The sequence below is a fragment of the Streptomyces sp. NPDC001796 genome, from assembly GCF_042892355.1.
GTDB lineage: Bacteria > Actinomycetota > Actinomycetes > Streptomycetales > Streptomycetaceae > Streptomyces.
In genome coordinates, this window is the sequence record NZ_JBIAUC010000009.1 from 154,503 (window position 1) to 178,192 (window position 23,690).

28 protein-coding genes are annotated in these 23,690 nt (G+C 71.8%); 22 read left to right on the forward strand and 6 right to left on the reverse strand.

Translation table 11 applies throughout. The annotated features are described in order from the left end of the window. Positions 1-22: 22 nt before the first annotated feature. Complete coding sequence (locus ACFYZE_RS20340) at positions 23-1,042, forward strand: Gfo/Idh/MocA family protein (RefSeq protein ID WP_388995660.1); 1,020 nt, start codon at positions 23-25, stop codon at positions 1,040-1,042. 115 nt (positions 1,043-1,157) lie between these two features. On the opposite strand, the gene ACFYZE_RS20345 is transcribed toward ACFYZE_RS20340, so the two are convergent. Next, positions 1,158-1,739, reverse strand: a complete 582-nt coding sequence (locus ACFYZE_RS20345) for a hypothetical protein (protein ID WP_388995662.1) — start codon at positions 1,737-1,739, stop codon at positions 1,158-1,160. A gap of 308 nt (positions 1,740-2,047) precedes the next feature. Between ACFYZE_RS20345 and ACFYZE_RS20350 the strand changes: the two genes are divergently transcribed. The 6 genes from ACFYZE_RS20350 (at position 2,048) to ACFYZE_RS20375 (ending at position 7,972) form a co-directional block, all read left to right on the forward strand. Continuing rightward, on the forward strand, positions 2,048-2,881 hold the full coding sequence (locus ACFYZE_RS20350; RefSeq protein WP_388995664.1) for a M55 family metallopeptidase: 834 nt from the start codon (positions 2,048-2,050) through the stop codon (positions 2,879-2,881). Next, entirely contained in the window at positions 2,874-4,178 is a 1,305-nt protein-coding gene (locus ACFYZE_RS20355; RefSeq protein WP_388995667.1) for a M20/M25/M40 family metallo-hydrolase, read from the forward strand. The genes ACFYZE_RS20350 and ACFYZE_RS20355 overlap by 8 nt, the downstream gene beginning before the upstream one ends. 14 nt (positions 4,179-4,192) lie before the next feature. Then, the gene (locus tag ACFYZE_RS20360) at positions 4,193-6,157 is read left to right on the forward strand and encodes a prolyl oligopeptidase family serine peptidase (RefSeq protein ID WP_388995670.1); all 1,965 of its coding nucleotides are present in this window, start codon (positions 4,193-4,195) and stop codon (positions 6,155-6,157) included. Next, a complete protein-coding gene (locus ACFYZE_RS20365; protein WP_388995673.1) occupies positions 6,154-7,077 on the forward strand; it encodes an LD-carboxypeptidase in 924 nt (307 codons plus the stop codon). The genes ACFYZE_RS20360 and ACFYZE_RS20365 overlap by 4 nt, the downstream gene beginning before the upstream one ends. A 76-nt stretch (positions 7,078-7,153) precedes the next feature. Continuing rightward, complete coding sequence (locus tag ACFYZE_RS20370; RefSeq protein ID WP_388995676.1) at positions 7,154-7,402, forward strand: LapA family protein; 249 nt, start codon at positions 7,154-7,156, stop codon at positions 7,400-7,402. 24 nt (positions 7,403-7,426) lie between these two features. Then, on the forward strand, positions 7,427-7,972 hold the full coding sequence (locus ACFYZE_RS20375; RefSeq protein ID WP_388995679.1) for a GNAT family N-acetyltransferase: 546 nt from the start codon (positions 7,427-7,429) through the stop codon (positions 7,970-7,972). A gap of 34 nt (positions 7,973-8,006) precedes the next feature. Here ACFYZE_RS20375 and ACFYZE_RS20380 read toward each other — a convergent pair whose 3' ends face one another. Both ACFYZE_RS20380 and ACFYZE_RS20385 read right to left on the reverse strand, forming a co-directional pair. Further along, positions 8,007-9,701, reverse strand: a complete 1,695-nt coding sequence (locus ACFYZE_RS20380) for a purine-cytosine permease family protein (protein WP_388995682.1) — start codon at positions 9,699-9,701, stop codon at positions 8,007-8,009. Positions 9,702-9,823: 122 nt separating this feature from the next. Then, on the reverse strand, positions 9,824-10,177 hold the full coding sequence (locus ACFYZE_RS20385; RefSeq protein ID WP_388995685.1) for a VOC family protein: 354 nt from the start codon (positions 10,175-10,177) through the stop codon (positions 9,824-9,826). Positions 10,178-10,279: 102 nt separating this feature from the next. Between ACFYZE_RS20385 and ACFYZE_RS20390 the strand changes: the two genes are divergently transcribed. Further along, entirely contained in the window at positions 10,280-10,765 is a 486-nt protein-coding gene (locus ACFYZE_RS20390) for a phage holin family protein (protein ID WP_388995688.1), read from the forward strand. 30 nt (positions 10,766-10,795) lie between these two features. Further along, complete coding sequence (locus ACFYZE_RS20395) at positions 10,796-11,809, forward strand: SDR family oxidoreductase (protein ID WP_388996069.1); 1,014 nt, start codon at positions 10,796-10,798, stop codon at positions 11,807-11,809. Positions 11,810-11,878: 69 nt separating this feature from the next. On the opposite strand, the gene ACFYZE_RS20400 is transcribed toward ACFYZE_RS20395, so the two are convergent. Next, positions 11,879-12,835, reverse strand: a complete 957-nt coding sequence (locus tag ACFYZE_RS20400; protein ID WP_388995691.1) for an LLM class F420-dependent oxidoreductase — start codon at positions 12,833-12,835, stop codon at positions 11,879-11,881. A gap of 188 nt (positions 12,836-13,023) precedes the next feature. Here ACFYZE_RS20400 and ACFYZE_RS20405 point away from each other — a divergent pair, with 188 nt between their 5' ends. The 13 genes from ACFYZE_RS20405 (at position 13,024) to ACFYZE_RS20465 (ending at position 22,553) form a co-directional block, all read left to right on the forward strand. Then, on the forward strand, positions 13,024-14,361 hold the full coding sequence (locus ACFYZE_RS20405) for an NAD(P)/FAD-dependent oxidoreductase (protein WP_388995694.1): 1,338 nt from the start codon (positions 13,024-13,026) through the stop codon (positions 14,359-14,361). Continuing rightward, on the forward strand, positions 14,358-16,205 hold the full coding sequence (locus ACFYZE_RS20410; RefSeq protein WP_388995697.1) for a transketolase: 1,848 nt from the start codon (positions 14,358-14,360) through the stop codon (positions 16,203-16,205). The genes ACFYZE_RS20405 and ACFYZE_RS20410 overlap by 4 nt, the downstream gene beginning before the upstream one ends. A gap of 14 nt (positions 16,206-16,219) precedes the next feature. Then, positions 16,220-17,140: a non-homologous end-joining DNA ligase gene (gene ligD, locus ACFYZE_RS20415; protein WP_388995700.1), complete on the forward strand. Its 921-nt coding sequence runs from the start codon at positions 16,220-16,222 to the stop codon at positions 17,138-17,140. Positions 17,141-17,201: 61 nt separating this feature from the next. Next, entirely contained in the window at positions 17,202-17,537 is a 336-nt protein-coding gene (locus ACFYZE_RS20420; protein ID WP_388995703.1) for a gas vesicle protein, read from the forward strand. A gap of 45 nt (positions 17,538-17,582) precedes the next feature. Next, positions 17,583-18,008 carry a gas vesicle structural protein GvpA gene (locus ACFYZE_RS20425; protein WP_388995706.1) on the forward strand — a complete coding sequence of 142 codons (426 nt, stop codon included), beginning with the start codon at positions 17,583-17,585 and terminating at the stop codon, positions 18,006-18,008. Further along, positions 18,005-18,775: a GvpL/GvpF family gas vesicle protein gene (locus tag ACFYZE_RS20430; protein WP_388995709.1), complete on the forward strand. Its 771-nt coding sequence runs from the start codon at positions 18,005-18,007 to the stop codon at positions 18,773-18,775. Before ACFYZE_RS20425 ends, ACFYZE_RS20430 begins: the two co-directional genes overlap by 4 nt. A gap of 33 nt (positions 18,776-18,808) precedes the next feature. After that, entirely contained in the window at positions 18,809-19,066 is a 258-nt protein-coding gene (locus ACFYZE_RS20435; protein ID WP_200417987.1) for a gas vesicle protein GvpG, read from the forward strand. Between the two features lies 1 nt (position 19,067). Further along, positions 19,068-19,733 (forward strand): DNA primase, encoded by a 666-nt coding sequence (locus ACFYZE_RS20440; RefSeq protein ID WP_388995712.1) that lies wholly within the window; start codon positions 19,068-19,070, stop codon positions 19,731-19,733. Then, entirely contained in the window at positions 19,730-20,938 is a 1,209-nt protein-coding gene (locus ACFYZE_RS20445) for an SRPBCC family protein (protein ID WP_388995715.1), read from the forward strand. The genes ACFYZE_RS20440 and ACFYZE_RS20445 overlap by 4 nt, the downstream gene beginning before the upstream one ends. Beyond that, the gene (locus ACFYZE_RS20450; RefSeq protein WP_388995718.1) at positions 20,935-21,261 is read left to right on the forward strand and encodes a gas vesicle protein; all 327 of its coding nucleotides are present in this window, start codon (positions 20,935-20,937) and stop codon (positions 21,259-21,261) included. The genes ACFYZE_RS20445 and ACFYZE_RS20450 overlap by 4 nt, the downstream gene beginning before the upstream one ends. Beyond that, the gene (locus tag ACFYZE_RS20455; RefSeq protein ID WP_388995721.1) at positions 21,258-22,076 is read left to right on the forward strand and encodes a GvpL/GvpF family gas vesicle protein; all 819 of its coding nucleotides are present in this window, start codon (positions 21,258-21,260) and stop codon (positions 22,074-22,076) included. Before ACFYZE_RS20450 ends, ACFYZE_RS20455 begins: the two co-directional genes overlap by 4 nt. Then, positions 22,073-22,267 (forward strand): gas vesicle protein, encoded by a 195-nt coding sequence (locus tag ACFYZE_RS20460; RefSeq protein WP_200417982.1) that lies wholly within the window; start codon positions 22,073-22,075, stop codon positions 22,265-22,267. Before ACFYZE_RS20455 ends, ACFYZE_RS20460 begins: the two co-directional genes overlap by 4 nt. Before the next feature lies 1 nt (position 22,268). Continuing rightward, a complete protein-coding gene (locus ACFYZE_RS20465; RefSeq protein WP_388995724.1) occupies positions 22,269-22,553 on the forward strand; it encodes a gas vesicle protein K in 285 nt (94 codons plus the stop codon). A gap of 57 nt (positions 22,554-22,610) precedes the next feature. Here ACFYZE_RS20465 and ACFYZE_RS20470 read toward each other — a convergent pair whose 3' ends face one another. Both ACFYZE_RS20470 and ACFYZE_RS20475 read right to left on the reverse strand, forming a co-directional pair. Next, entirely contained in the window at positions 22,611-22,781 is a 171-nt protein-coding gene (locus ACFYZE_RS20470; RefSeq protein ID WP_200417980.1) for a hydrophobic protein, read from the reverse strand. A 41-nt stretch (positions 22,782-22,822) separates the two neighbouring features. Next, positions 22,823-23,638, reverse strand: coding sequence for a class I SAM-dependent methyltransferase (locus tag ACFYZE_RS20475; protein ID WP_388995727.1), 816 nt, complete (start codon positions 23,636-23,638; stop codon positions 22,823-22,825). Positions 23,639-23,690 lie beyond the last annotated feature (52 nt).

Here is a 23,690-nt window from a genome sequence, read left to right on the forward strand (position 1 = left end):
CCCCGAAGGGACCAGCAACACCATGACTCAGCGTGGAACGCTCGGAGTCGCCGTCATCGGGACGGGCAGGATGGGCGCCGACCATGTGCGCCGCATCGACGAGGTGATCAGCGGGGCGCGGGTGGCCGCCGTCGTGGACGTCGACGCGGAGCGGGCCAAGTCCGTCGCCGCGGGCGTCGAGGGCTGCGCCGCCTACACCGAACCGGCCGCCGCGATGGCCGCCGCGGACGTCGACGCCGTGCTGATCGCCTCGCCCGGCCCCGCTCACGAGGCCGCACTTCTCACCGCCTTCGAGCACGACCTGCCGGTGCTGTGCGAGAAGCCCCTCACCCCTGACGCGGCCTCCGCGCTGCGCATCCTTCAGGCCGAGCAGAAGCTGGGTCACCGGCGCGTCCAGGTCGGCTTCATGCGGCGCTACGACGCCGAGTACGTCAAGCTCAAGGCGCTGCTCGACAGCGGCCAGCTGGGCCGGCCGCTGATGCTGCACAACCGGCACCGCAACGCGGGCAGCCCGCCCGGCTTCACCGAAGCCATGCTCATCAACGACTCCGTGGTGCACGAGATGGACGTCACCCGCTGGCTGCTCGGCCAGGAGATCACAGCGGTGACGGTGCTGCGCCCGGCGCCGTCGGGCAACGCGCCCGACGGGCTGTCCGACCCGCAGTTCGTCGTCTTCGAGACCGACGGCGGCGCGCTCGTCGACGTCGAGATCTTCGTCAACTGCGGCTTCGGCTACCAGGTGCAGGCCGAGGTGGTCTGCGAGTCGGGCACCGCCCGGATCGGCGACGGGCATGCCATGGTCACCAACATGGCCGGCCGCTGGGGCGGCACCATCGCCCCGGACTTCGTGGAGCGCTTCGCCGACGCCTACGACCGCGAGGTGCAGGCCTGGGTCGACGCCACCCGGCGCGGCGAGGTCACCGGCCCGAGCGTCTGGGACGGCTACGCGGCGGCGGCGGTCTGCGAGGCGGGCGTGCGCGCGCAGGCGGAGGGGCGCCGCACCGAGGTGGAACTGATCGAGCGTCCGGCGCTCTACCGCTGAGCGGCCGGCGTCGCCGGTTCGTGCCGTCGGTCCGGGCGTCCTGGGACGGGTTTCCCGCCCCCAGGACGCCCGGTCGGGCCCGGACGGTCCGGACGTCCCGTTCCGGAGCGATCAGTCAGCCGGTCTTGGCGCAGATCGCGTAGACGGAGGCCGTGTAGTGCGGTTCGTAGCCGCCGTTGAGGAACCCGGCGGTCCAGCCGACGGGCGTGGTGCCGGACAGGACCGGGTTCGAGTGCAACGCCGGGCCGTACGCCGAGGCGGCCCCGTTGGGCAGGTACCAGCCGCCCCCGGCGGAGATCTCCCCGTCCGGGCAGGTGGCGTCCACGTCGACCATGTCCAGGACGCCGACGTCCTTGGACGCGGTGACCACGTGCACGCCCGCCAGACCGGAGGTTCCGGCGGGACCCTGCGGACCCGTGGGTCCGGCGGGCCCCTGCGCTCCGGTGGCTCCCTTCGGTCCCGCGGGACCCTGCGGGCCGGTCTGGGCCCAGGTGACGGACCGCTCGTCGGAGCGGCAGGCGGAGCCCACCTCGATGAGGCGCAGGTGACCGCGCGCGTTCACGCATCCCTGAATCGTGCCGTCCGCGGCGATGTACGGCTGCTGCTCGTCGGAGGCCGACGCGAAGTCCGCGGACGGCACCACGAGCACGACGGCGGCGGCAGCGGCCGCTGCAAGGGCACGGCGAATGGAAGCCACAGTTCCCCCCTGGATCGTCAGCTCACCGGCCGGATCATCCGACCGAAGTTGCACAACTAACGCACGGACACAACGCGTTGACGGTGTACAGGCGGAGGACGGGCGTACCCGGTCACGGCGATCCCGTGCGGGCGTGACGAGCGGTTGCCTCGAACGCGACGGGCCCGGGTGTCCCGCCTTCGTGGCCGCCTTCCTCCCGGGCGCGTAACGTGACCGAGCATGGAGATCTCCGTCACCGCTGAACGCCGCAGCACACCGCCGTCACCAGCCGGACGACAAGCCTCCGACCTGCGTGGGGACGGCTCGGCATGAAGATCCTCATCAGCGCCGACATGGAAGGCGCCACCGGTGTCACCTGGCCGGCCGACGTGATTCCCGGGACGCCCCAGTGGGAGCGGTGCCGGGCCATGTTCACCTCCGACGTGAACGCCGCCGTGCTCGGCTTCCTCGACGGCGGTGCCGACGAGGTGCTCATCAACGAGGCGCACTCGACCATGCGCAATCTGCTCCTCGAACAGTTGGATGAGAGGGCGCAGATGCTCACCGGACGGCACAAGTCGCTCTCCATGGTGGAGGGCGTACAGCACGGCGACGTGGACGGCATCGCGTTCGTCGGCTACCACGCCGGGGCGGGCATGGAGGGCGTGCTCGCCCACACGTATCTCGCCAACTCCATCACCGGGGTGTGGCTCAACGACGTCCGCGCCAGCGAGGGCCTGCTCAACGCGCACGTCGTCGCCGAGTACGGCGTGCCTGTCATCCTCGTCACCGGCGACGACGTGGCCTGCGAGGACGCGCTCGGGTACGCGCCCGAGGCGCTCAAGGTGGCCGTCAAGGACCATGTGTCACGGTACGCGGCGGTGTGCCGCACCCCGGCCAGGACCGCCGCGGACATCCGCGCGGCGGCCAAGGAAGCCGCGTCACTGGCGGTGCGTCATGACCCCGCCGGGAACGGGCCGTTCACCATCGCCCTGGAGTTCGACGCCGAGCATCTGGCCATGGCCGCCACCGTCGTACCGGGAGTGGACCGCATCGGTGAGCGGAAGGTGGCGTACACGAGCGCGACCATGTACGAGGGGATCCGGACGTTCAAGGCGGTCACCACGATCGTCTCGGCCGCGGTGGAGGAACAGTATGGCTGACCGGCAGGCACTCGACGAGGTCGTGCGGTTCACGTCCGACCTCATCCGCATCGACACCACCAACCGCGGCGGCGGCGACTGCCGGGAGCGGCCCGCCGCCGAGTACGCGGCCGAGTGCCTTGCCGAGGCCGGCCTGGAGCCCGTTCTCCTGGAGCGCACCCCGGGCCGGACGAACGTCGTCGCGCGCATCGAGGGCACCGACCCCTCCGCCGACGCCCTGCTCCTTCACGGCCATCTCGACGTGGTGCCGGCCGAAGCCACGGACTGGAGCGTGCACCCCTTCTCCGGCGAGGTGCGCGACGGCGTGGTGTGGGGCCGGGGCGCGGTCGACATGAAGAACATGGACGCGATGATCCTCGCCGTCGTACGGCACTGGGCGCGCTCGGGCACCAGGCCCCGGCGCGACCTCGTCATCGCCTTCACCGCCGACGAGGAGGCCAGCGCCGAGGACGGCTCCGGATTCCTCGCGGACCGGCACGCGGACCTCTTCGAGGGATGCACGGAAGGCGTCAGCGAGTCGGGGGCGTTCACCTTCCACGCCGGCGACGGACGGCAGATCTACCCGATCGCGGCCGGAGAGCGCGGCACCGGATGGCTGAAGCTGACCGCGCGCGGCCGGGCGGGCCACGGCTCCAAGGTCAACCGCAGCAACGCGGTCACGCGGCTCGCCGCCGCAGTGACCCGCATCGGCGCCCACGAGTGGCCGCTCCGGATCACCCCCACCGTGCGCGCCGCGCTCACCGAACTCGCCGTCCTGTACGGGCTCGAGGCCGACGTCGACGACGTGGACGGCCTGATGAAGAAGCTCGGCCCGGCGGCCGCGCTCGTCGAGGCGACCGTCCGCAACAGCGCCAACCCGACCATGCTGAGCGCCGGTTACAAGATCAACGTGATCCCGGGCGAGGCCGTCGCCCACGTCGACGGACGCTACCTGCCCGGCACCGAGGACGAGTTCCGCAGGACGCTGGACGAACTCACCGGGCCGGACGTGGACTGGGAGTTCCACCACCGGGAGGTCGCTCTCCAGGCACCCGTGGACTCGCCGACGTTCGCGCGGATGCGGGCCGCCGTGGAGGAGTTCGCGCCCGAGGGACACGTGGTGCCGTACTGCATGTCGGGCGGCACGGACGCCAAGCAGTTCTCCCGCCTCGGCATCACCGGCTACGGGTTCACGCCGCTGAAGCTCCCCGAGGGCTACGACTACCAGGCCATGTTCCACGGCGTCGACGAACGCGTGCCCGTGGAGGCGCTGCACTTCGGCGTCCGCGTCCTCGACCGTTTTCTGCGCACGGCCTAGGAGGGGTGGGGGAGATGGTGCGGACCCTGCCGTACGGGGCATGGCCCTCGCCCGTCGACGCGGCGCTCGCCGCCGCGCACGGCGGGCAGCCGGAGGCGGTCGGCTTCGTGGGCGAGGAGGCGTGGTGGACCGAACCCCGCCCCGCGGAGGGCGGCCGGCGCACCCTGGTCAGGCGCACGGTGGACGGCCGGGAGGTGTCGGTCCTGCCCCCGCCGTGGAACGTGCGCAGCCGGGTCATGGAGTACGGCGGCCGGCCCTGGGCCGGGGTGATGCGCCCCGAGGGGCCGCTTGTGGTGTTCGTGCACTTCGCGGACCAGCGGCTGTACGCCTACGAGCCCGCGACGCCGGGCAGCCGGCCGCGTCCGCTCACCCCGCGGTCGTCGGTGGGCGGCGGACTGCGCTGGGTCGACCCCAGGCTGCACGTCGAGCGGGGCGAAGTCTGGTGCGTACTGGAGGAGTTCACCGGTGACGAGCCCACGGACGTGCGGCGGGTGCCGGCCGCCGTACCGTTCGACGGCTCGGCGGCCGATGACCGGGACGCCGTCCGCGAACTCACCGACGCGCGCCACCGGTTCGTCACCGGCCCCCGACTCTCGCCGGACGGGCGCCGCGCGGCCTGGCTCGCCTGGGACCATCCGCGCATGCCCTGGGACGGCACCGAGCTGCTCGTCGCCGAGGTCACCGGCGAGGGGATGCTCCCGGAGCCGCGTACGGTCGCCGGCGGCCCCGAGGAGTCCATCGCCCAGGCCGAGTGGGCGCCCGACGGCTCCCTGCTGTACGTGAGCGACCGCACCGGCTGGTGGAACCTCTACCGGGACGGCACACCGCTGTGCCCCCGCGAGGAGGAGTTCGGCGGGCCGCTGTGGAAGGTCGGACTGCAGTGGTTCGCGCCCCTGGACGACGGCACCGTCGCAGTGGTGCACGGCAGGGGAGCGGGCCGGCTCGGGATCCTCGACCCGGTCGGCGGCGAGGTCGTCGACGTGGCCGGACCCTGGACCGAGTTCGCCGCCACGCTCGCCGTGCACGGCAGCCGCGTCGTCGCCGTCGGCGCCGGCCCGCACACCGCGTACGAGGTCGTCGAACTGGACTCCGCCACCGGCCACGCCCGCGTGATCGGTGCCGCGCACGAGGACCCCGTCGACCCCGCCTACTACCCCGAGCCGCAGGTCCGCACCTTCAGCGGGCCCCAGGGCCGCGACATCCACGCGCACGTCCACCCACCGCGCAACCCCGAGTGCGTCGCACCGGACGGCGCACCGCCGCCGTACGTCGTCTGGGCGCACGGCGGCCCGACGAGCCGCGCCCCCCTCGTCCTCGATCTGGAGATCGCCTACTTCACCTCGCGCGGCATCGGCGTCGCCGAGGTGAACTACGGCGGCTCCACCGGCTACGGACGCGCCTACCGCGACCGGCTGCGCGGACAGTGGGGCGTCGTCGACGTCGAGGACTGCGCGTCCGTCGCGCTCGCCCTCGCCGACGAGGGCACCGCCGACCGCAGCCGGCTCGCCGTGCGCGGCGGCAGCGCCGGCGGCTGGACGGCGGCCGCGTCCCTGACGTCGACCGACGTGTACGCCTGCGGCACGATCGTCTACCCGGTCCTGGACCTGGCGAGCTGGGGCTCGGGGGAGACCCACGACTTCGAGTCGCGGTACCTGGAGACGCTGGTCGGACCGTACGCCGAGGTGCCCGGCCGGTACGCCGAGCGGTCGCCCGTGGAGCACGCCGACCGGATCACCGTCCCCTTCCTGCTGCTGCAGGGGCTCCAGGACCCGATCTGCCCGCCCGCGCAGTGCGAGCGGTTCCTGGCCCGGCTCCAGGGGCGGCGGATCCCGCACGCCTACCTCGCCTTCGAGGGCGAGGGGCACGGCTTCCGGCGGGCTGAGACGATGGTGCGTGCCCTGGAGGCCGAGCTGTCCCTGTACGCGCAGGTCTTCGGGCTGAACCCGCCCGGCATCCCCACCCTGGAGCTCACCGAGTGACCCACCTGATCAGGCCGCCCAGACTCGCCCCCGGCGCCCGCGTGGCCGTCGTCGCGCCCAGCGGGCCCGTGATCGAGGAGCGGCTCGCCGCCGGCCTCGACATCCTGCGCGGCTGGGACCTGGACCCGGTCGTGGCCCCTCACGTGCTCGACCGGCACCCCGACTTCCCCTACCTCGCGGGCACGGACGCCGACCGCGCCGCCGACTTCCAGGCCGCCTGGTGCGATCCGGAGGTGGCCGCGGTGCTGTGCGCCCGCGGCGGGTACGGGGTGCAGCGCATGATGGACCTGCTCGACTGGGAGGCGCTGCGCGCCGCCGGGCCCAAGGCGCTGGTCGGCTTCAGCGACATCACCGCGCTGCACGAGGCGTTCGCGGCCCGCCTCGGCCTCGTCACGCTGCACGGGCCGATGGTGGCGGCCGCCGACTTCCTCAAGAACGCGCGCACGCAGGAACACCTGCGGGCGACCCTCTTCGAGCCGGAGTCCGTACGGACCATCTCTTCCTCCGGCGCCGCCCTCGTGCCCGGCCGCGCCCGGGGCGTCACCTCCGGCGGATGCCTGGCCCTGATCGCTGCCGAGCTCGGCACCCCGCACGCCCGGCCGGGGGCGCCGGGCGGCCTGCTGCTGCTCGAGGACATCGGCGAGGAGGCGTACCGCGTCGACCGGCTCCTCACCCAGCTCCTGCGCTCGGGCCGGCTCGAGGGTGTCACCGGGATCGCTCTCGGCTCCTGGGAGGAGTGCGGCCCGTACGAGCTGTTGCGCGCCGTCTTCACCGACCGGCTCGGCGGGCTCGGGATACCGGTCGTGGAGCGGTTCGGGTTCGGCCACGGCGAGGGTGCCCCGACGATGCCGCTCGGCGTCGCCGCGGAACTGGACGCGGACACCGGGACGCTCACGCTGGAGGTCCCGGCGCTGGCGTGACGACGACCCACGCCTCGGGTCACCCGTCCGCTCCACCCGCCGGGCGGCGCCGCGCCGTGCCGTCAATCCTGGGCTCATGAACCCGAAGACCCACCGCGAGGCCACGACGAGCGGCGGGGCACGCCGGCGGCAGGGCCTCACGCCGCGCACGGTCGCCGTCCTGGTGCTGGCCGCGCTCGTGCTGGTCTTCGTCTTCGAGAACACCCAGCGCACCCGCATCCGGCTGTTCGTGCCGCTGGTGACGATGCCGCTGTGGCTGGCACTGCTCGGTACGGGGGTGATCGGGGCACTGTGCGGCGCGCTTCTCGTCAGCCGACGCCGGTGACGGCGGATCACGTACGGTGTCGCCGTGTCCGACACCCGTGAATACCTCGCCGAGGGCCCCCGCGTGGGCATACGCCCCTTCACCCACGACGACGCGGCCGAGTTCACCGCCCGGGCGCGGGAGAGCAGGAAGCTGCACCGCCCCTGGCTGTTCCCGCCGACCACCCCCGGGGAGTACGCCGCCTACGCCGGCCGGCTGATCGAGGACCCGACGAGGGCGGGGTTCCTGGTGTGCGAGAAGGAGACCGGGGCGATCGCCGGGTACATCAACATCAACAACATCGTCCGGGGCGGCTTCCAGAGCGGGGCGCTCGGTTACGGGGCCTTCGCGCACGCCGCCGGACGCGGGCTGATGACGGAGGCGCTGAACCTCGTGGTGCGGTACGCGTTCGGGCCGCTGGGGCTGCACCGGCTGGAGGTCAACGCGCAGCCCCGCAACACCGCCTCGATCGCCCTCGCCCGGCGCTGCGGCTTCCGTCTGGAGGGGTTCTCACCGGACATGATCTTCGTCGACGGGGCCTGGCGGGACCACGAGCGCTGGGCCATCACCGCGGAGATGGTCCGCACCTGAGGGGTGCCTCAGCGGTGATGGCCCCGTACGGCCGTCAGTCCGCCGACCGCACGGTGGGCGTCGCGAGGCTCACCGGCCCGCTGCGCCTGCCGGTCTTGCATGCGTCGTGGCAGTCCTTCTCCAGGCTGCAGCACAGCGAGCAGACCGCGCCGGAGTGGAACGGGCAGCCCGCCATGTCGGGGCGCTCGAAGGTGTCCGCGCACACCGAGCAGGTCAGCGTCGCCGCCGAGGGCAGCCCCCGCTCGTCGAGCAGCGGCTCGTCGAGGGCGTCGACGCGGGCGATGTAGTACCTGCCCTTGGTCGCCACCGCGAACAGCGGCGAGAGCACCATGGCCAGGAACAGGGCGATGAACGGCGAGTACGCCTTGCCGTAGGCGCCGAACGCCTCGAAGTACGCGGCGATGGACACCGCCGAGGCGATCAGCATCGAGCCGAAGCCGACCGGGTTGAAGTTGTACAGGTGCGCCCGCTTGAACTCGATGTACGACGGGCTGAGCCCCAGCGGCTTGTTGATCACCAGGTCGGCCACGACCGCGCCGATCCACGCGATGGCGACGTTCGAGTAGAAGCCCAGCACCGTGTTGAGGAACCCGAACACACCGCCTTCCATCAGCGCGAGCGCGATGCCGACATTGAGGAAGATGTAGACGACGCGCCCCGGGTGACGGTGCGTCAGCCGGGAGAAGAAGTTCGACCAGGACAGCGAACCGGAGTACGCGTTCGTCGAGTTGATCTTGATCTGGGAGAGGATCACGAAGAACGTCGCCAGCCCCAGGGCGACCGGCGCCGCGAACGTCCTGAACCCGTGGACGTACTGCTGGATGGGCTCGTTCGCCTTCGCGAGCCCCACGCTTCCGGCGATGTAGAAGGCCAGGAACGCCCCGCCGATCTGCTTCGCCGCGCCCAGCACCACCCAGCCCGGACCGGCGGACAGCACCGCGCCCCACCACTGCCTGGCGTTCTCGGGCGTCTTGTCCGGCATGAAGCGCAGATAGTCGACCTGCTCACCGATCTGCGCGATCAGCGACAGCGCCACACCTGCGCCCGCGCCCACCCCCAGCATGCTGATGCCCGACCCGGTGGGCGAGTCGCCCGCGAAGTGGGTGAACTCCGAGAACTTCCCCGGCTCCTGGATCGCGATGGACACGAACGGTGCGACCATCAGGACCAGCCAGATCGGCTGGGTCCACACCTGCATCTTCGACAGTGCGGTCATGCCGTAGACCACCAGCGGCAGGATGATCAGGGAGCAGATGACGTAGCCGATCGCGAGGGGTATGTGCAGGCCGAGTTCCAGGGCCTGCGCCATGATCGAGCCCTCGAGGGCGAAGAAGATGAAGGTGAAGCTGGCGTAGATGACCGAGGTCAGGGTCGAGCCCAGATAGCCGAAGCCGGCGCCCCGGGTCAGCAGGTCCATGTCGATGGAGTACTTCGCCGAGTAGTACGAGACCGGGATGCCCGTGAGGAAGATGACCACCGCCGCGGCCAGGATCGCCACCATCGCGCTGGAGAAGCCGTTGGAGATCGCGATCGACCCGCCGATGGCGAAGTCCGCGAGGTAGGCGATGCCGCCCAGGGCCGTGGTGGCCACCACGTACGGCGTCCAGCGGCGGAAGGACTTCGGCGCGTACCGCAGCGAGTAGTCCTCGAGCGTGTCGTTCCGCGTCCAGCCGTTGTACGTCCGGCTCGTGGTGTCCGGCGGCGTCTGCCTGTCGACGATGTCCGTCATGAACCTTCCCTCTTCCGCGAGCTCGAGTCACCTCCCCGAGGACCGGGGCAGTGCCGTTGCACGGAAGAGTCCCGCCGCGTTGTTTCCCGGCCGTTTCGATGCCTTTACGACGATGGAGTGCGTCATTCCACCCGGCGGCGGTCCACGTACTCGTACACGGAACCGTCCGGATGCACGGCGATCAGGTTGCGGCCGACCGGGGTCGGCACCGGGCCGGCGATGATACGCGCGCCGAGCTCGCTCAGCACCCGGTGGGCCTCCTCGACGTCCTCCACCGCGATGGTCGCCGCCACCTTGCGCAGGATCTCCAGCTCGGATTCGGGTCCGCTCATCAGCAGGAAACAGCCGACCGCGGCGACCGAGACACCGCCGCGCTCGAAACGGAGAGCGCGGCTGCCCGCCAGTCTCTCGTAGAAGGGGACCGAAGCCTCCAGGTCGTCGACGCAGATCCGCAGCGTGGCTCCCAGAATCTCCATGCGCACGAGCCTAGTTGCGACCGGCCGGCAAGGAGATCGTTTCGCCCCGATCCGGGCGCGCACCTGCCGTTACGCGTGCCCGGGCACGGGTACCCGGCGGACATGAACCGCTTGGATCACCTGGAACATCTGGACAAGCATCTGGTCGACGAGCTGGCGCAGGTGGCCCGGGAGGCCGTGCGCGAGGAGTTGCGCGAGCAGACCCGCAAGCAGCGCCGCACGGCCGCGCTCTACGCGGCCTCGGGCGCCACCGGACTGTACGCGGGCGCCGGGGTGGCGCTCGCTCTCGGTCTGGCGCTGGCGCTGGCCCTGCCCGGCTGGGCCGCCGCGCTGATCACGGCGGCGGTGCTCGGCGTGGCCGCCTACCTGCTGCGCGGCGCGGCCCGCGCCGGCGGGCACGGAGCCGCGTCGCACCACGCCGGCCATGGCCTCCGCGGTACGCCGTCAGCCGCCCCGCAGAGCGGGCTCGGGACGCCGTACCCGCCGATGCCGCACACCCCGCCCACGCCGGGCGTGACCGATCCGGCCGCGCCGGGTACCGCGGGTCCTGGAGCGGACCCCCGGGCGCCGCAGCACCGGGCCCGGTGAGCCGCCGTGGCCAGGGCATGGTCGGGAGCCCTGCCGAGGCGCCGCAGGGCAGTCGTGGTGACCGGGGCCAGCGGCGGTGTGGGCCGGGCCACGGCCGTGGCCTTCGCCAAGCGGGGCGACCGGGTCGCTCTGCTCGCCCGGGGACGCGAGGGCCTCGCCGCGGCCGCGGAGGAGGTGCGGCGCGCCGGGGGTGAGGCGCTCGTCGTCCCCGTCGACGTGTCGGACGCACGGGCGGTCGAGGACGCGGCGCAGCAGGTCGTCGAGGAGTTCGGACGGATCGACGTCTGGGTCAACAACGCGTTCGCCGGTGTCTTCGCGCGGTTCACGGACGTCGCTCCGGACGAGTTCCGCCGGGTCACCGAAGTGACGTACCTGGGCTATGTGTTCGGCACCCGGGCCGCGCTGCGGCACATGCTGCCCGCGGACCACGGGACGATCGTCCAGGTGGGCTCCGCGCTGGCCTACCGGGGCATCCCGCTGCAGTCGGCGTACTGCGGGGCCAAACACGCGATCCAGGGCTTCAACGAGTCGCTGCGCTGCGAGCTGCTGCACGACGGCTCGAAGGTGCGCACGACGATGGTGCAGATGCCGGCGCTCAACACCCCGCAGTTCGACTGGGTGCTCAGCCGGATGCCGGGGCGGGCGCGGCCGGTCGCGCCGGTCTACCAGCCGGAGGTCGCCGCACGCGCGATCGTCCACGCGGCCGGGCACCCGCGGCGCCGGGAGTACTGGGTGGGCGGGTCCACGGCCGCCACGCTCGTCGCCAACGCCGTCTTCCCGGGGCTGCTGGACCGCTACCTCGCCCGTACGGGGTTCGACTCGCAGCGCGACGACGGGCAGCACGGCACCGCGGGCAACCTGTGGTCGCCGGCGGACGGACCGCACGGCCACGACTACGGTGCCCACGGGCGCTTCGACGCGGAGTCCCGTCCGGACAGCGTGGAGGAGTGGCTGTCCCGCAACCGGACGCGCATCGGTGCGGGAATCCTGGCCGGGGGCCTGGGTGCCGCGGTCACGGCGGCCGGCCTGCGCCGCCGTGGCTGAGCACATGGACACGAGCGAACCCCGGGGCCCGGCCCCGGGGTTCGCTCGTGTCCACTGCGTCGACCGTGGTCACCGCGGCAGCTGAGGCAGGACCTTCGTCCGGTAGAAGTCGAAGAAGCCGCGCTGGTCCGGGCCGATCTGGTTGACGTAGACCACGTCGAAGCCCGCGTCCACGAACGCGGTGAGGGCGGACACGTGTTCGTCCACATCGTCGCCGCACACCCTGTTCTCCCGCACCATGTCCTCCGAGACCAGCGGCATCAGCTGCTCGAAGTGCCTCGGCGTCGGCAGCACCTGCCCCATCTCGCCGGGCAGCAGCTCGTTGGACCACAGCTCGCGGACGGTGCGCACGCACTCCTCCCGGTCCGTGCCGTAGCAGACCTTCGCGCCCCCGCTCACCGGCTTGGTGCCGCCCCCGCCCTTGCGGAACTGCGTCACCATCGACTCCTCGGGCATCATCGTGATGTAGCCGTCGCCGACACGCGCCGCCAGCGCCGTCGCCGCGGGCCCGAAACCGGAGATGTCGATGGGGACCGGCTCGTCGGGAACCGTGTAGAGGCGGGCGTTCTCCACCTTGTAGTGGGTGCCGTAGTGGGTCACCTGCTCCCCGGTGAACAGCCGGCGCATGATCTGGATCGCCTCTTCCAGCATCTCCAGGCGCACGGTCGTGGGCGGCCAGGGATCGCCGAGGATGTGCTCGTTCAGCGCCTCACCCGTGCCCACGCCGAGCCGGAACCGTCCGCCGGTCATCACCGCGCTGGTCGCGGCGGCCTGCGCCACCACCGCCGGGTGCATCCGTACGGTCGGGCAGGTCACCGCGGTCTCGACGGGCAGCGACACCGCCTCCGAGAGCGCACCGATCACCGACCACACGAACGGGCTCTGGCCCTGTGCGTCGTTCCACGGGTGGTAGTGGTCCGAGATCCACAGCCGCTGGAAACCGGCCTGCTCGGCCATCCTCGCCTGTTCGATCAGATCCGCGGGGCCGAACTCCTCGCACGAGAGGAAGTAGCCGTACTCGGTCATGGGTGAACCTCCGGGGAGGGGGTACCGCGTCGGTCACCGGCCGGGTAACCGTGCGGGACATGGACGAAACGCACACCCGGCGGCGTTTGGGCGCCCTGACCTGGGGGACGCGGAAGGTCTCGCACGGGTGGCGCATCCGTGCGTCCGCCAGGCAGACGACGTACGCGCGAGACCGCCGGAGGCGCATCGTGAGTCGACCCCGCATCCTGATCGTCGGTGCCGGATTCGCCGGGTACCAGACGGCCCGCACCCTGGCCCGGCTGACCCGGCACCGGGCCGACATCACTCTGCTCAACCCGACGGACTACTTTCTGTACCTGCCTCTGCTGCCACAGGTGGCCACCGGCATCCTGGAACCGCGACGGGTCGCCGTCTCGCTCTCCGGCACCCTGCGCAACATCCGCCTGGTGCTCGGCGAGGCCGACGGCGTCGACCTCGACGCGCGCACCGTGCACTACACCGATCCGGAGGGCAACGGCGGCACCCTCGGCTACGACCGGCTCGTCCTCGCCGTCGGCAGCGTCAACAAGCTGCTGCCGATCCCCGGCGTCTCCGAGCACGCCCACGGCTTCCGGGGCATGCCCGAGGCGCTGTACCTGCGCGACCACGTGACCCGCCAGATCGAGCTGGCCGCCACGTCCGACGACCCCAAGACCTGCGCCGCTCGCTGCACCTTCGTGGTGGTCGGCGCGGGATACACCGGAACCGAAGTCGCCGCGCAGGGCAAGCGGTACACCGACGCGCTGGTGCGCAAGCAGCCGCTGCGCCAGGGCATCAGGCCGCGCTGGATGCTGCTGGACATCGCCCCGCGCGTGCTGCCGGAGATGGACGAGCGGCTCTCCCGCACCGCGGACCGTGTTCTCAGGCGGCGCGGTGTCGACGTGCGGATGGGAACCTCCGTGAAGGAGGCCACGCACGACGGAGTGCTGCTGACCGACGGGGAGTTCGTCGACACCCGCACGCTGGTGTGGTGCGTCGGCGTCCGCCCCGACCCGTTCGTGGAGGGCCTCGGCAAGCCCCTGGAGCGCGGCCGGCTGCTCGTCGACCCCTACCTGCAGGTGCCCGGCCATCCCGAGGTGTTCGCCTGCGGTGACGCGGCCGCGGTACCCGACCTGGAGAACCCCGGACAGTACACGCCCATGACGGCGCAGCACGCCTGGCGGCACGGCAAGGTCTGCGCGCGCAACGTCGCCGCCTCCCTCGGCATCGGCTCCCGGCGCGCCTACCGCCACCGCGACCTGGGCTTCGTCGTGGACCTCGGTGGCCCGCAGGCCGCCGCCGCCCCGCTCGGCGTGCCGCTGTCGGGGCCGCTCGCCTCCGCCGTCACGCACGGCTACCACCTCGCCGCGATGCCCGGCAACCGCATCCGGGTCGCCGCCGACTGGCTGCTGGACGCCCTGCTGCCGCGCCAGGCCGTCCAGCTGGGGCTGGTGCGCTCGTGGTCCGTGCCGCTGGAGTCGTCCTCGCCCGAACTGGCCCGCGTGCCGGGCGGCAACAACACGTCCGGCAAGGAGGAACAGACATGAACACCCGTCATCTGCACGAGCTCGCCCAGCAGCTCCGCGTCGACAGCGTCCGTGCCTCCGCCGCGGCCGGGTCCGGGCACCCCACCTCCTCGATGTCCGCGGCGGACCTGATGGCCGTCCTGCTGGCCCACCACCTGCGCTACGACTTCGAACGGCCCGCCCACGCCGGGAACGACCGGCTGATCCTCTCCAAGGGGCATGCCTCGCCCCTCCTCTACGCCGCCTACAAGGCCGCCGGCGCGATCAACGAGACAGAGCTGCTCACCTTCCGCAAGCTGGGCAGCCGTCTGGAGGGGCACCCCACGCCCCGCCGGCTGCCCTGGGTGGAGACCGCCACCGGCTCGCTCGGCCAGGGCCTGCCCGTGGGGGTCGGCATCGCGCTCGCCGGGCAGCGCCTCGACCGCACCGGCTACCGGGTGTGGGTGCTGTGCGGCGACAGCGAACTCGCCGAGGGCTCCGTGTGGGAGGCCGCCGAGCACGCCGGACACGAGCACCTCGACAACCTGATCACCATCGTCGACGTCAACCGGCTCGGCCAGCGCGGACCCACCCGCCACGGCCACGACCTGGACGCCTACGCACGCCGCTTCAAGGCCTTCGACTGGCACACCGTCGAGGTCGACGGCCACGACGTCGAGGCGATCGACCGGGCCTTCGCCGAGGCCGAGTCCACCACCGGGCAGCCCACCGCGATCCTCGCCCGCACGCTCAAGGGCAAGGGCGTCACCGCCGTCCAGGACCGCGAGGGCCAGCACGGCAAGCCGCTGCCGGACGCCGACGAGGCGATCGCGGAACTCGGCGGCCTCCGCGACCTCCACGTCGAGGTCCAGGCGCCCCCGGCCGCCCGCATGCTGCACGCCGTGCAGGGCGGCCACCTCGAGCTGCCGCGCTACGACATCGGGGACGAGGTCGCCACCCGCGACGCCTACGGCCAGGCGCTCGCCGCGCTCGGCAACGCCCGCGGCGACGTCGTCGCCCTCGACGGCGAGGTCGGCGACTCCACCCGGTCCGAGTACTTCGGCAAGGAACACCCCGAGCGCTACTTCGAGTGCTACATCGCCGAACAGCTCATGGTCGGCGCCGCCGTCGGCATGGCCGCGCGCGGCTGGGTGCCGTACGCCTCCACGTTCGCCGCGTTCCTCACCCGCGCCCACGACTTCGTGCGCATGGCGTCGATCAGCGGCTCCGGCATCAACCTCGTCGGCTCGCACGCCGGCTGCGCCATCGGCCAGGACGGCCCCTCGCAGATGGGTCTCGAGGACCTCGCGATGTTCCGCTCGGTGTACGACTCGACCGTGCTGTACCCGTGTGACGCCAACCAGACCGCCCGGCTCGTCGCCTCGATGGCCGGCCGTGAGGGCGTCCGCTATCTGCGCACCTCGCGCGGGAAGACACCGGTCATCTACGGGCCCACCGAGGAGTTCCCGATCGGCGGCAGCAAGGTGCTGCGCGCCTCCCATGAGGACCGGCTCACCATCGTCGCCGCCGGGATCACCGTCCACGAGGCGCTGAAGGCCGCCGACGCCCTCGCCGGACAGGGCATCCGCGTGCGGGTCATCGACCTCTACTCGGTCAAGCCCGTCGACCGCGAGACCCTGCGCGAGGCCGCCGACCGCACCGGCTGCCTGCTGACCGTGGAGGACCACCGCGAGGAGGGCGGCCTCGGCGACGCGGTGCTCGACGCCTTCCTCGACGGTCGGCCCGTACCGCGTCTGGTGCGCCTCGCCGTCCGTACGATGCCGGGCTCGGCGACCCCCGAGGAGCAGCTGCACGCCGCCGGCATCGACGCGGAGTCGATCGCCGCCTCGGCCCGGCTGCTGGTGGAGCACGCCGTGGTGCCGTGAGCGAAGGGAGCGACATGAGCAGCACGCGGACCGTGCGGGCCGGCCGCCGCACGGTCGAGCTGCACCGGCCGGACAAGGTGCTCTTCCCCGGCGACGGGAACGGCAAGGAGTACACCAAGGCGGACCTCGTGGCGTACTACCGCTCCGTCGCCCCCTTCATGCTGCCGCACCTGCGCGGCCGTCCCCTGATGCTGGAGCGGCACCCGGACGGCGTGGCCGGGCCCCGCTTCATGCAGAAGAACACCCCGGAGCACTACCCGGAGTGGATCCACCGCGTCGAACTGCCCAAGGAGGGCGGCACCGTCTGCCACACCGTATGCGACGACACCGCCACCCTCCTCTACCTCGCCGACCAGGCCTGCCTCACCCTGCACCGCTGGCTCTCGCGCGCCGACCGGCTCCAGTCGCCCGACCGCATCGTGCTCGACCTCGACCCGGCGGACGACGACTTCGGCCAAGTGCGCACAGCCGCCCGGCTGGCGGGGGAGCTGCTGGACGAACTGCGACTGCCGTCCGGCCTGATGACCACCGGCTCGCGGGGCCTGCACGTCGTCGTCCCGATCAGCGGCGACCACGACTTCGACGAGGCACGTCGGTTCGCGAGGGACATCGCCGAGGTCCTCGCCGCCGCCCACCCCGACCTGCTCACCACCGCCGCCCGCAAGAAGGATCGCGGCGGCCGCCTCTATCTCGACGTGCAGCGCAACGCGTACGCGCAGACCGCGGTCGCCCCCTTCACCGTACGGGCGCTGCCCGGCGCACCGGTCGCCACGCCGCTGTCCTGGGGTCAGTTGGACGACCCGGATCTGAACGCCCGCCGCTGGACCGTGGCCGACGCGGTGGACCAGGCCCGCACCGACCCCTGGGCGGACGTGCCGCCCCGGGGTCGTTCCCTCGTACGTGCCCGGCGGCGGCTCGACGACCTGCGCGGCTGAGGGCCCGGGCATCCGAAGGTTTGGCCAATGCCTTTGGGGCCACCCGGTGTTCGAGGTGGCAATGTCGAACACACCACGTACACAGAAACAGAACTCTCCCGAAGACGGCGACCGGGCGGACGGCCGGCCGAGCCCCATGGAGGTGCTCCGCCATGCGCGCGCCCAGTTCACGGAGCTCACCGGACTGGCCGCCGAATCCGTGTCGTCCTTCGAACCCACCGAGGACGGCTGGACTCTCGAGATCGAGGTCCTGGAACTGGCCCGGGTCCCCGACACCATGAGTCTGCTCGCGAGCTATTCGGTGGACGTGTCCGCCGACGGTGAGCTCACCGGATACCGGAAGGTTCGCCGCTACGAGCGCGGGAGGGCCGACACACGCAGGGGCGGCGGCAGTTAGCCCGCCGCACGCACCGACACACACAGACAAGGAGGACCGGTCGGCATGACCGTTGTCCCGGCACAGCAAACTTCCGGAGGCGGCTCCAGCGGCCTGTACGACGTCCTGGAACTCGTCCTCGACCGAGGGCTCGTCATCGACGCGTTCGTCCGTGTCTCCCTCGTCGGCATCGAGATCCTGAAGATCGACGTACGGGTCGTCGTCGCCAGCGTCGACACCTATCTGCGCTTCGCCGAGGCGTGCAACCGGCTCGACCTGGAGGCCGGCCCGCGCAAGGACCCCGGACTGCCCGACCTGGTCGGGGAGATGACCGAGTCCGGCGCGCGCGGCAAGTCCAAGGGGGCGCTGTCCGGCGCCGCCGAGACCATCTCCGACGCCTTCCGGCAGGCCCGCGGGGAGGCCCAGGGCGAACCGAGCCGGCGCACCCGTAAGTCGACGGCCTCGCGCGAGAAGAAGGAGGAGCAGGAGTGAGCACGTACGTCTACGGCATCGCCGCGGCCGACCACCCCTCGCTCCCCGACGGCATGGGCGGGGTCGGCGACCCGGCCCGCACCGTGCGCATCCTGAAGCGCGGCGAACTGGCGGCGATCGTCAGCGACGCGCCCGAAGGGCTGCGCCCCAAGCGCCGTGACCTGCTCGCCCACCAGAACGTCCTGAGCGAGGCGGCAGCGGGCGGTCCCGTCCTGCCCATGCGGTTCGGCAGCCTCGCTCCGGACGACGACGCCGTCACCGGCGTCCTCGAAGAGCGCGCCGACCACTACCGGGAGCGGCTCGGCACCCTCGACGGCAAGGTCGAGTACAACATCAAGGCCAGCCACGACGAGGAGGCCGTCCTGCACCACGTGATGGCCGAGAACCCCGAGGTCCGGTCTCTGGCGGAGGCCAACCGCAAGGCCGGCGGCGGAAGTTACGAGGAGAAGCTCAAGCTCGGCGAGATGGTGGCGGCCGCGGTGCAGAGCCGCGAGGCCGAGGACGCCAGGGAGCTCCAGCGTGCCCTGGAGCCGGCCGCCGAGGCCGTCAGCGTGGGCCCCGAGTCCACCGGCTGGCTCGCCAACGTGTCGTTCCTGGTGGCGCGTGAGACGGCGGACTCGTTCCTGGCCGCCGTCGAACAGCTCCGCAAGGCGCACCCCCACCTCGACGTGCGCGTCAACGGGCCGCTGCCCCCGTACAGCTTCGTCGAGCCGGGGCCCGCCGAGCCGGCGGGGACCACCGCGGGCATCGACGCCGGCGCTCATTAGCGGGGCCTTCGGCCCGAGCGGAAGGAGAACACCGTGGGACTGATCGGTGAGGTGCTGATGCTGCCGTTCGCCCCCGTGCGCGGCAGCGCCTGGGCCATCAGACAGGTGCTCCGTGAGGCGGAACGGATCTACTACGACCCCGCCGCCGTGAGGGCCGAACTCGCCCGCCTCGAGGAGCAACTGGGGGCGGGCGAGATCACTGAGGAGGAGTTCGACCGGCGCGAGGACGAACTGCTCGACCGGCTGGAGATCGCGCTGCGCTCCGGCGACACCACAGGCAACGGGACGTGACATGAACCGAACCGCACTGGGCCTCGCCGTAGGGGCCGGATACTTTCTGGGACGCACCAAGAAGCTGAAAATGGCGCTCGCGGTCGGCTCCCTGGTGGCGGGCAAGAAGCTCAACCTCAGCCCGCGGACGCTCGCGAACGCGGTGAACCAGCAGCTCATGAACGCTCCGCAGTTCAAGGAGATCGGCGACCAGTTGCGCCAGGAACTGCGAGGCGTCGGCAAGGCCGCCACCGGGGCCATGGTCGAGCGGCAGATGAACGCGCTCGCCGACCGGCTGCACGACCGTACCGCCCGGATGCGCGACGAGCTGCCCGAGGGCGGCTCCGGCGAGGACCGGGACGAGGACGACGACCGCGCGGCGCGGGACGACGACCGCGATGAGCGGGAGGACGGCAACCGCACCGAACGGGACGGAGGCGACCGCCCGCCGCGCGGTGAGAGCGACCGCGAGAGCCGGCGGGAGGAGCCGTCCGGCAGGAAGGCGGCCGAGAAGGCCCCGGCGAAGAAGACCGCGGCGAAGAAGACCGCGGCGAAGAAGACCGCAGCGAAGAAGGCCCCGGCGAAGAAGGCGGTGGGCGGCTCGGCCGGCGCGGCCCGCAGGACGGCCGCGAAGAAGACCGCCGGCGCCCGCGGCGCGGGCTCCTCGAAGGGCGGTGACGACCGATGACCGACACCCTCGGATCGGCCACCTCCGCGGCCGGCAAGGCCACGGGCGCGGCCACGGACAACCCCTTGACGCACCTCGCCCGCAGCGAGGCCGCGGACCGGCTGAAGGCCGAGGCCCAGGAGTACCTCGCCGCGCGGGCCACGAAGCTGCTCACCGGCCTCGGCCGCAAGCTCGGCGAGACCACCGTCAAGCTCAACGACATCGCCGAAGGCAACAGCCCCGGCTTCGCCAAGCTGGCGCTCGACGGCGGCCGCAAGCTGGCCGAGGGCAAGGGACCGCTGCGCTCCGCCCTGGAACTCGGCGCCTCCCGCGCCAAGGACAACGTCAAGGAAGCCGTCAGCAACCTGGGGGGCGGCAAGGGCAGGAAGAAGGGCGGGGGCGGCAAGAAGCCCACCGTCATCATGGAATCCGTCGACGTCGGCGTGCCGCTGCGCACCGCCTACGACCAGTGGACGCAGTACCAGGACTTCTCCACCTTCGCCAAGGGCGTCAAGAGCGCCAACAGCGCCGACGACACCCACTCCGACTGGCAGGCGAAAATCTTCTGGTCCAACCGCAGCTGGAAAGCGCACACCACCGAGCAGCTCGCCGACCGGCGCATCCAGTGGACGTCGGAGGGCGCCAAGGGCACCGCGAAGGGTGTCGTGACCTTCCACCCCCTGGGCGAGAACCTCACCCGGGTTCTGCTGGTCATGGAGTACTACCCGAGCGGCCTGTTCGAGAAGACCGGCAATCTGTGGCGGGCGCAGGGCCGCCGGGTCAGGCTGGATCTGAAGAACTTCGCCCGGTTCATCACCTTGAAGGGTGAGGCGGAGGACGGCTGGCGCGGCGAGATCCGTGACGGCGAGGTGGTCCGCAGCCACGAGGACGCGGTGGCGGACGAGGAGGCAGAGGAATCCCGCGACGAGGAATCCCGCGACGAGGAATCCCGCGACGAGGAATCCCGCGACGAGGACGAGAGCGCCGAGTTGGAGGGCGGAGAGGACGAAGAGGGCGACGAGCCCTACGCGGACGAGGAGGATCCGGAGGGGTACGCGGAGGAGGAAGAAGGACCCGACGCGGACCCGGAGGAAGGATCCTACGAGGACGAGGACGCGGAGGAAGGATCCTACGAGGACGCGGACGCGGAAGGGTACGAGGACGCGGAGGGCGACGAGTACGCGGACGAGGAGCCCGGGGACGTCGCGCGCGGGGGCCGTCGATGACGACGCCCGGCCGGTTTCCCGAGCCGTACGGCGCCGGCAGCGGAGCCAACCTCGCCGACATCCTCGAACGCGTCCTCGACAAGGGCGTGGTGATCGCCGGCGACATCCGGATCAACCTGCTCGACATCGAGCTGCTCACCATCAAGCTCCGCCTCGTCGTCGCCTCCGTCGACCGGGCGAAGGAGATGGGCATCGACTGGTGGGAGACCGACCCGGCGCTGTCGTCGCGCGCCCGCAACAACGAACTGGCCCGCGAGAACACCGAGCTGCGCGACCGGCTGGCCGAACTGGAGGGCGCGCGCGGCGAGAAGGAGGCACAGTGAACGGACTGCGGTACGTGTACGCCGTCTGCCGCCCCTTTCACGCGGCGCTCGAGGACGGCCCGGCGGGCGTCGCGGGCGTGCCGCCCAGGCAGCTGGCGCACGACGGCCTGGTCGCCGTCGTCAGCACGGTCCCGGAGCGGGACTTCGCCGAGGAGGCGCTGCGCGCCCGTCTGGAGGACCTGGACTGGCTGGCCGCCACCGCCCGCGCCCATCAGGGCGTCGTGGACGCGCTCACCACCGTCACCACGCCCCTGCCGCTGCGGCTCGCCACGGTGTTCAGGGACGACAGCGGCGTGCGCGCGATGCTCCAGGAGCGCGCGGACGACTTCCACCGCGCCCTCGACCGTCTGGACGGCCGGGTCGAATGGGGCGTCAAGGTGTACGCGGAGACGGAACAGACGCAAGGACAGACGCAAGGAACGGAGAGTCCGGCAGAGGCGGAAGGGGCAGGCAAAGCCTCCCAGCCGCCGCGGAAACCGGTCTCCGGCCGTGACTACCTGCGCCAGCGCCGTGTGCGCCGGCAGGCCCACGAGGAAATGCAGGAGAACACCGAACGGTTCGCGCGCCAACTGCACGAGAATCTTTCCGGTTGCGCCGAGGATTTCCGGCTGCACGCCCCGCAGAATCCTGCGCTCTCCGGTTCTTCCGGTCGCAATGTGCTCAACGCCGCCTATCTTGTGCCGCGTTCCGGGTCCGAGGCGTTCGTGACAAAAGTGGAGCAGGAGAAAAGCGGAATTACCGGAGTGCGGGTCGAACTCACCGGCCCCTGGGCGGCGTACTCGTTCAGCGGCGTCGAAGGGCGGGAGGGGCCGTGACCGTCGACGGACTTCAGCACCGTCAGGTCGCCCTGGTGGACCTGCTCGACCGGCTGCTGGCCGGCGGCGTCGTCATCACCGGCGACCTCACCCTGCGCATCGCGGACGTGGACCTCGTCCGTATCGACCTCAACGCGCTGATCAGCTCGGTCGGCGCCCAGGTGCCGGCCCCCTGGCCGGAGGAGCGGTGACATGAGCGAGGGACGCAATCGGCTCGACCTGGAACCCGACACCGTGGAGCGTGACCTGGTCAAGCTCGTGCTGACCGTCGTCGAGCTGCTGCGCCAGCTCATGGAGCGACAGGCGCTGCGCAGGTTCGACACCGGTGAGCTCACCGAGGACCAGGAGGAGCGCATCGGGCTCACCCTCATGCTGCTCGAGGACCGTATGGCCCAGCTGCGGGAGCGCTACGGACTGCGGCCCGAGGACCTGAATCTGGACCTCGGGCCGCTTGGATCGTTGCTTCCGCGGGAGTGATCGCCGAAGGATCACGGGAATCGGGTGCCCGGGCGGATCACCGCCCGGGCACCTGATTCACCAGCGATACCATCGGCCCCGCCCGCCGGCCGCTGTAGTGCCGCGGGCCAAGAAGCCCACCAGCCAGACGACCAGCACTGCCAGGGCGATCCACCACAGAGCCTTCACGGCGAATCCGACGCCGAAGAGAATCACGGCCAGAAGAAGAACGAGCAGGATCGGAACCATAGTCACACCTCCTGCCATTCAAGTTTCCCCAACAGCGGGAATCAGACCTCTTTTCGACAGAGAATTTCTCCGTGCAGCACCGAGAACCATCCGTCCTCGTGCCGGCCCCATTCCCGCCAGGCGGTCGAAACGGCCCTCAGGTCTTCGACGGTCGCATGGTCACCACTCGTCGCCCGTTCGGCGTAGGCGGAGGCAAGCGTGCGATCCGCCCACAGCCCGCTCCACCAGGCCCGCTCCTCGGCGGTGGCGAAAGTCCACGTGCCGGAGGTGGCGGTGACGTCCTTGATGCCCGCCCGCAGCGCCCAGGACTTCAGGCGCCGCCCCGCGTCGGGCTCGCCGCCGTTGGCGCGGGCGACGCGCTCGTACAGGTCCAGCCAGTCGTCCAGGCCCTGGGACGCCGGATACCAGGTCATGGCCCCGTAGTCGGCGTCGCGCGCGGCGATGAAACCACCCGGCCGGGTGACCCGGTACATCTCGCGCAGCGCCTGGACCGGATCACCCACGTGCTGGAGCACCTGGTGGGCGTGGACCACGCAGAACGTGTCGTCCGCGTAGTCCAGCGCGTGCACGTCCGCGACCGCGAAGTCCACGTTGGTGACCCCGCGGGCGTCGGCCGCCGCCCGGGCCTGGTCCAGGATCTCCGGGGCGCGGTCGACGCCGGTGACATGACCGTCGGGAACCAGGGCCGCCAGGTCCGCGGTGATGGTGCCCGGCCCGCAGCCGATGTCCAGGATCCTCATGTGCGGCTTCAGCGAGCCGAGGAGGTACGCAGCGGAGTTGGCGGCGGTCCGCCAGGTGTGCGAGCGCAGCACGGACTCGTGGTGGCCGTGCGTGTAGACGGCCGTCTCCTTCGGCATGACGATCCTCTTCCCCTCGTACGGACCCGGGCGTCGCCGCGGGCGGTACGCG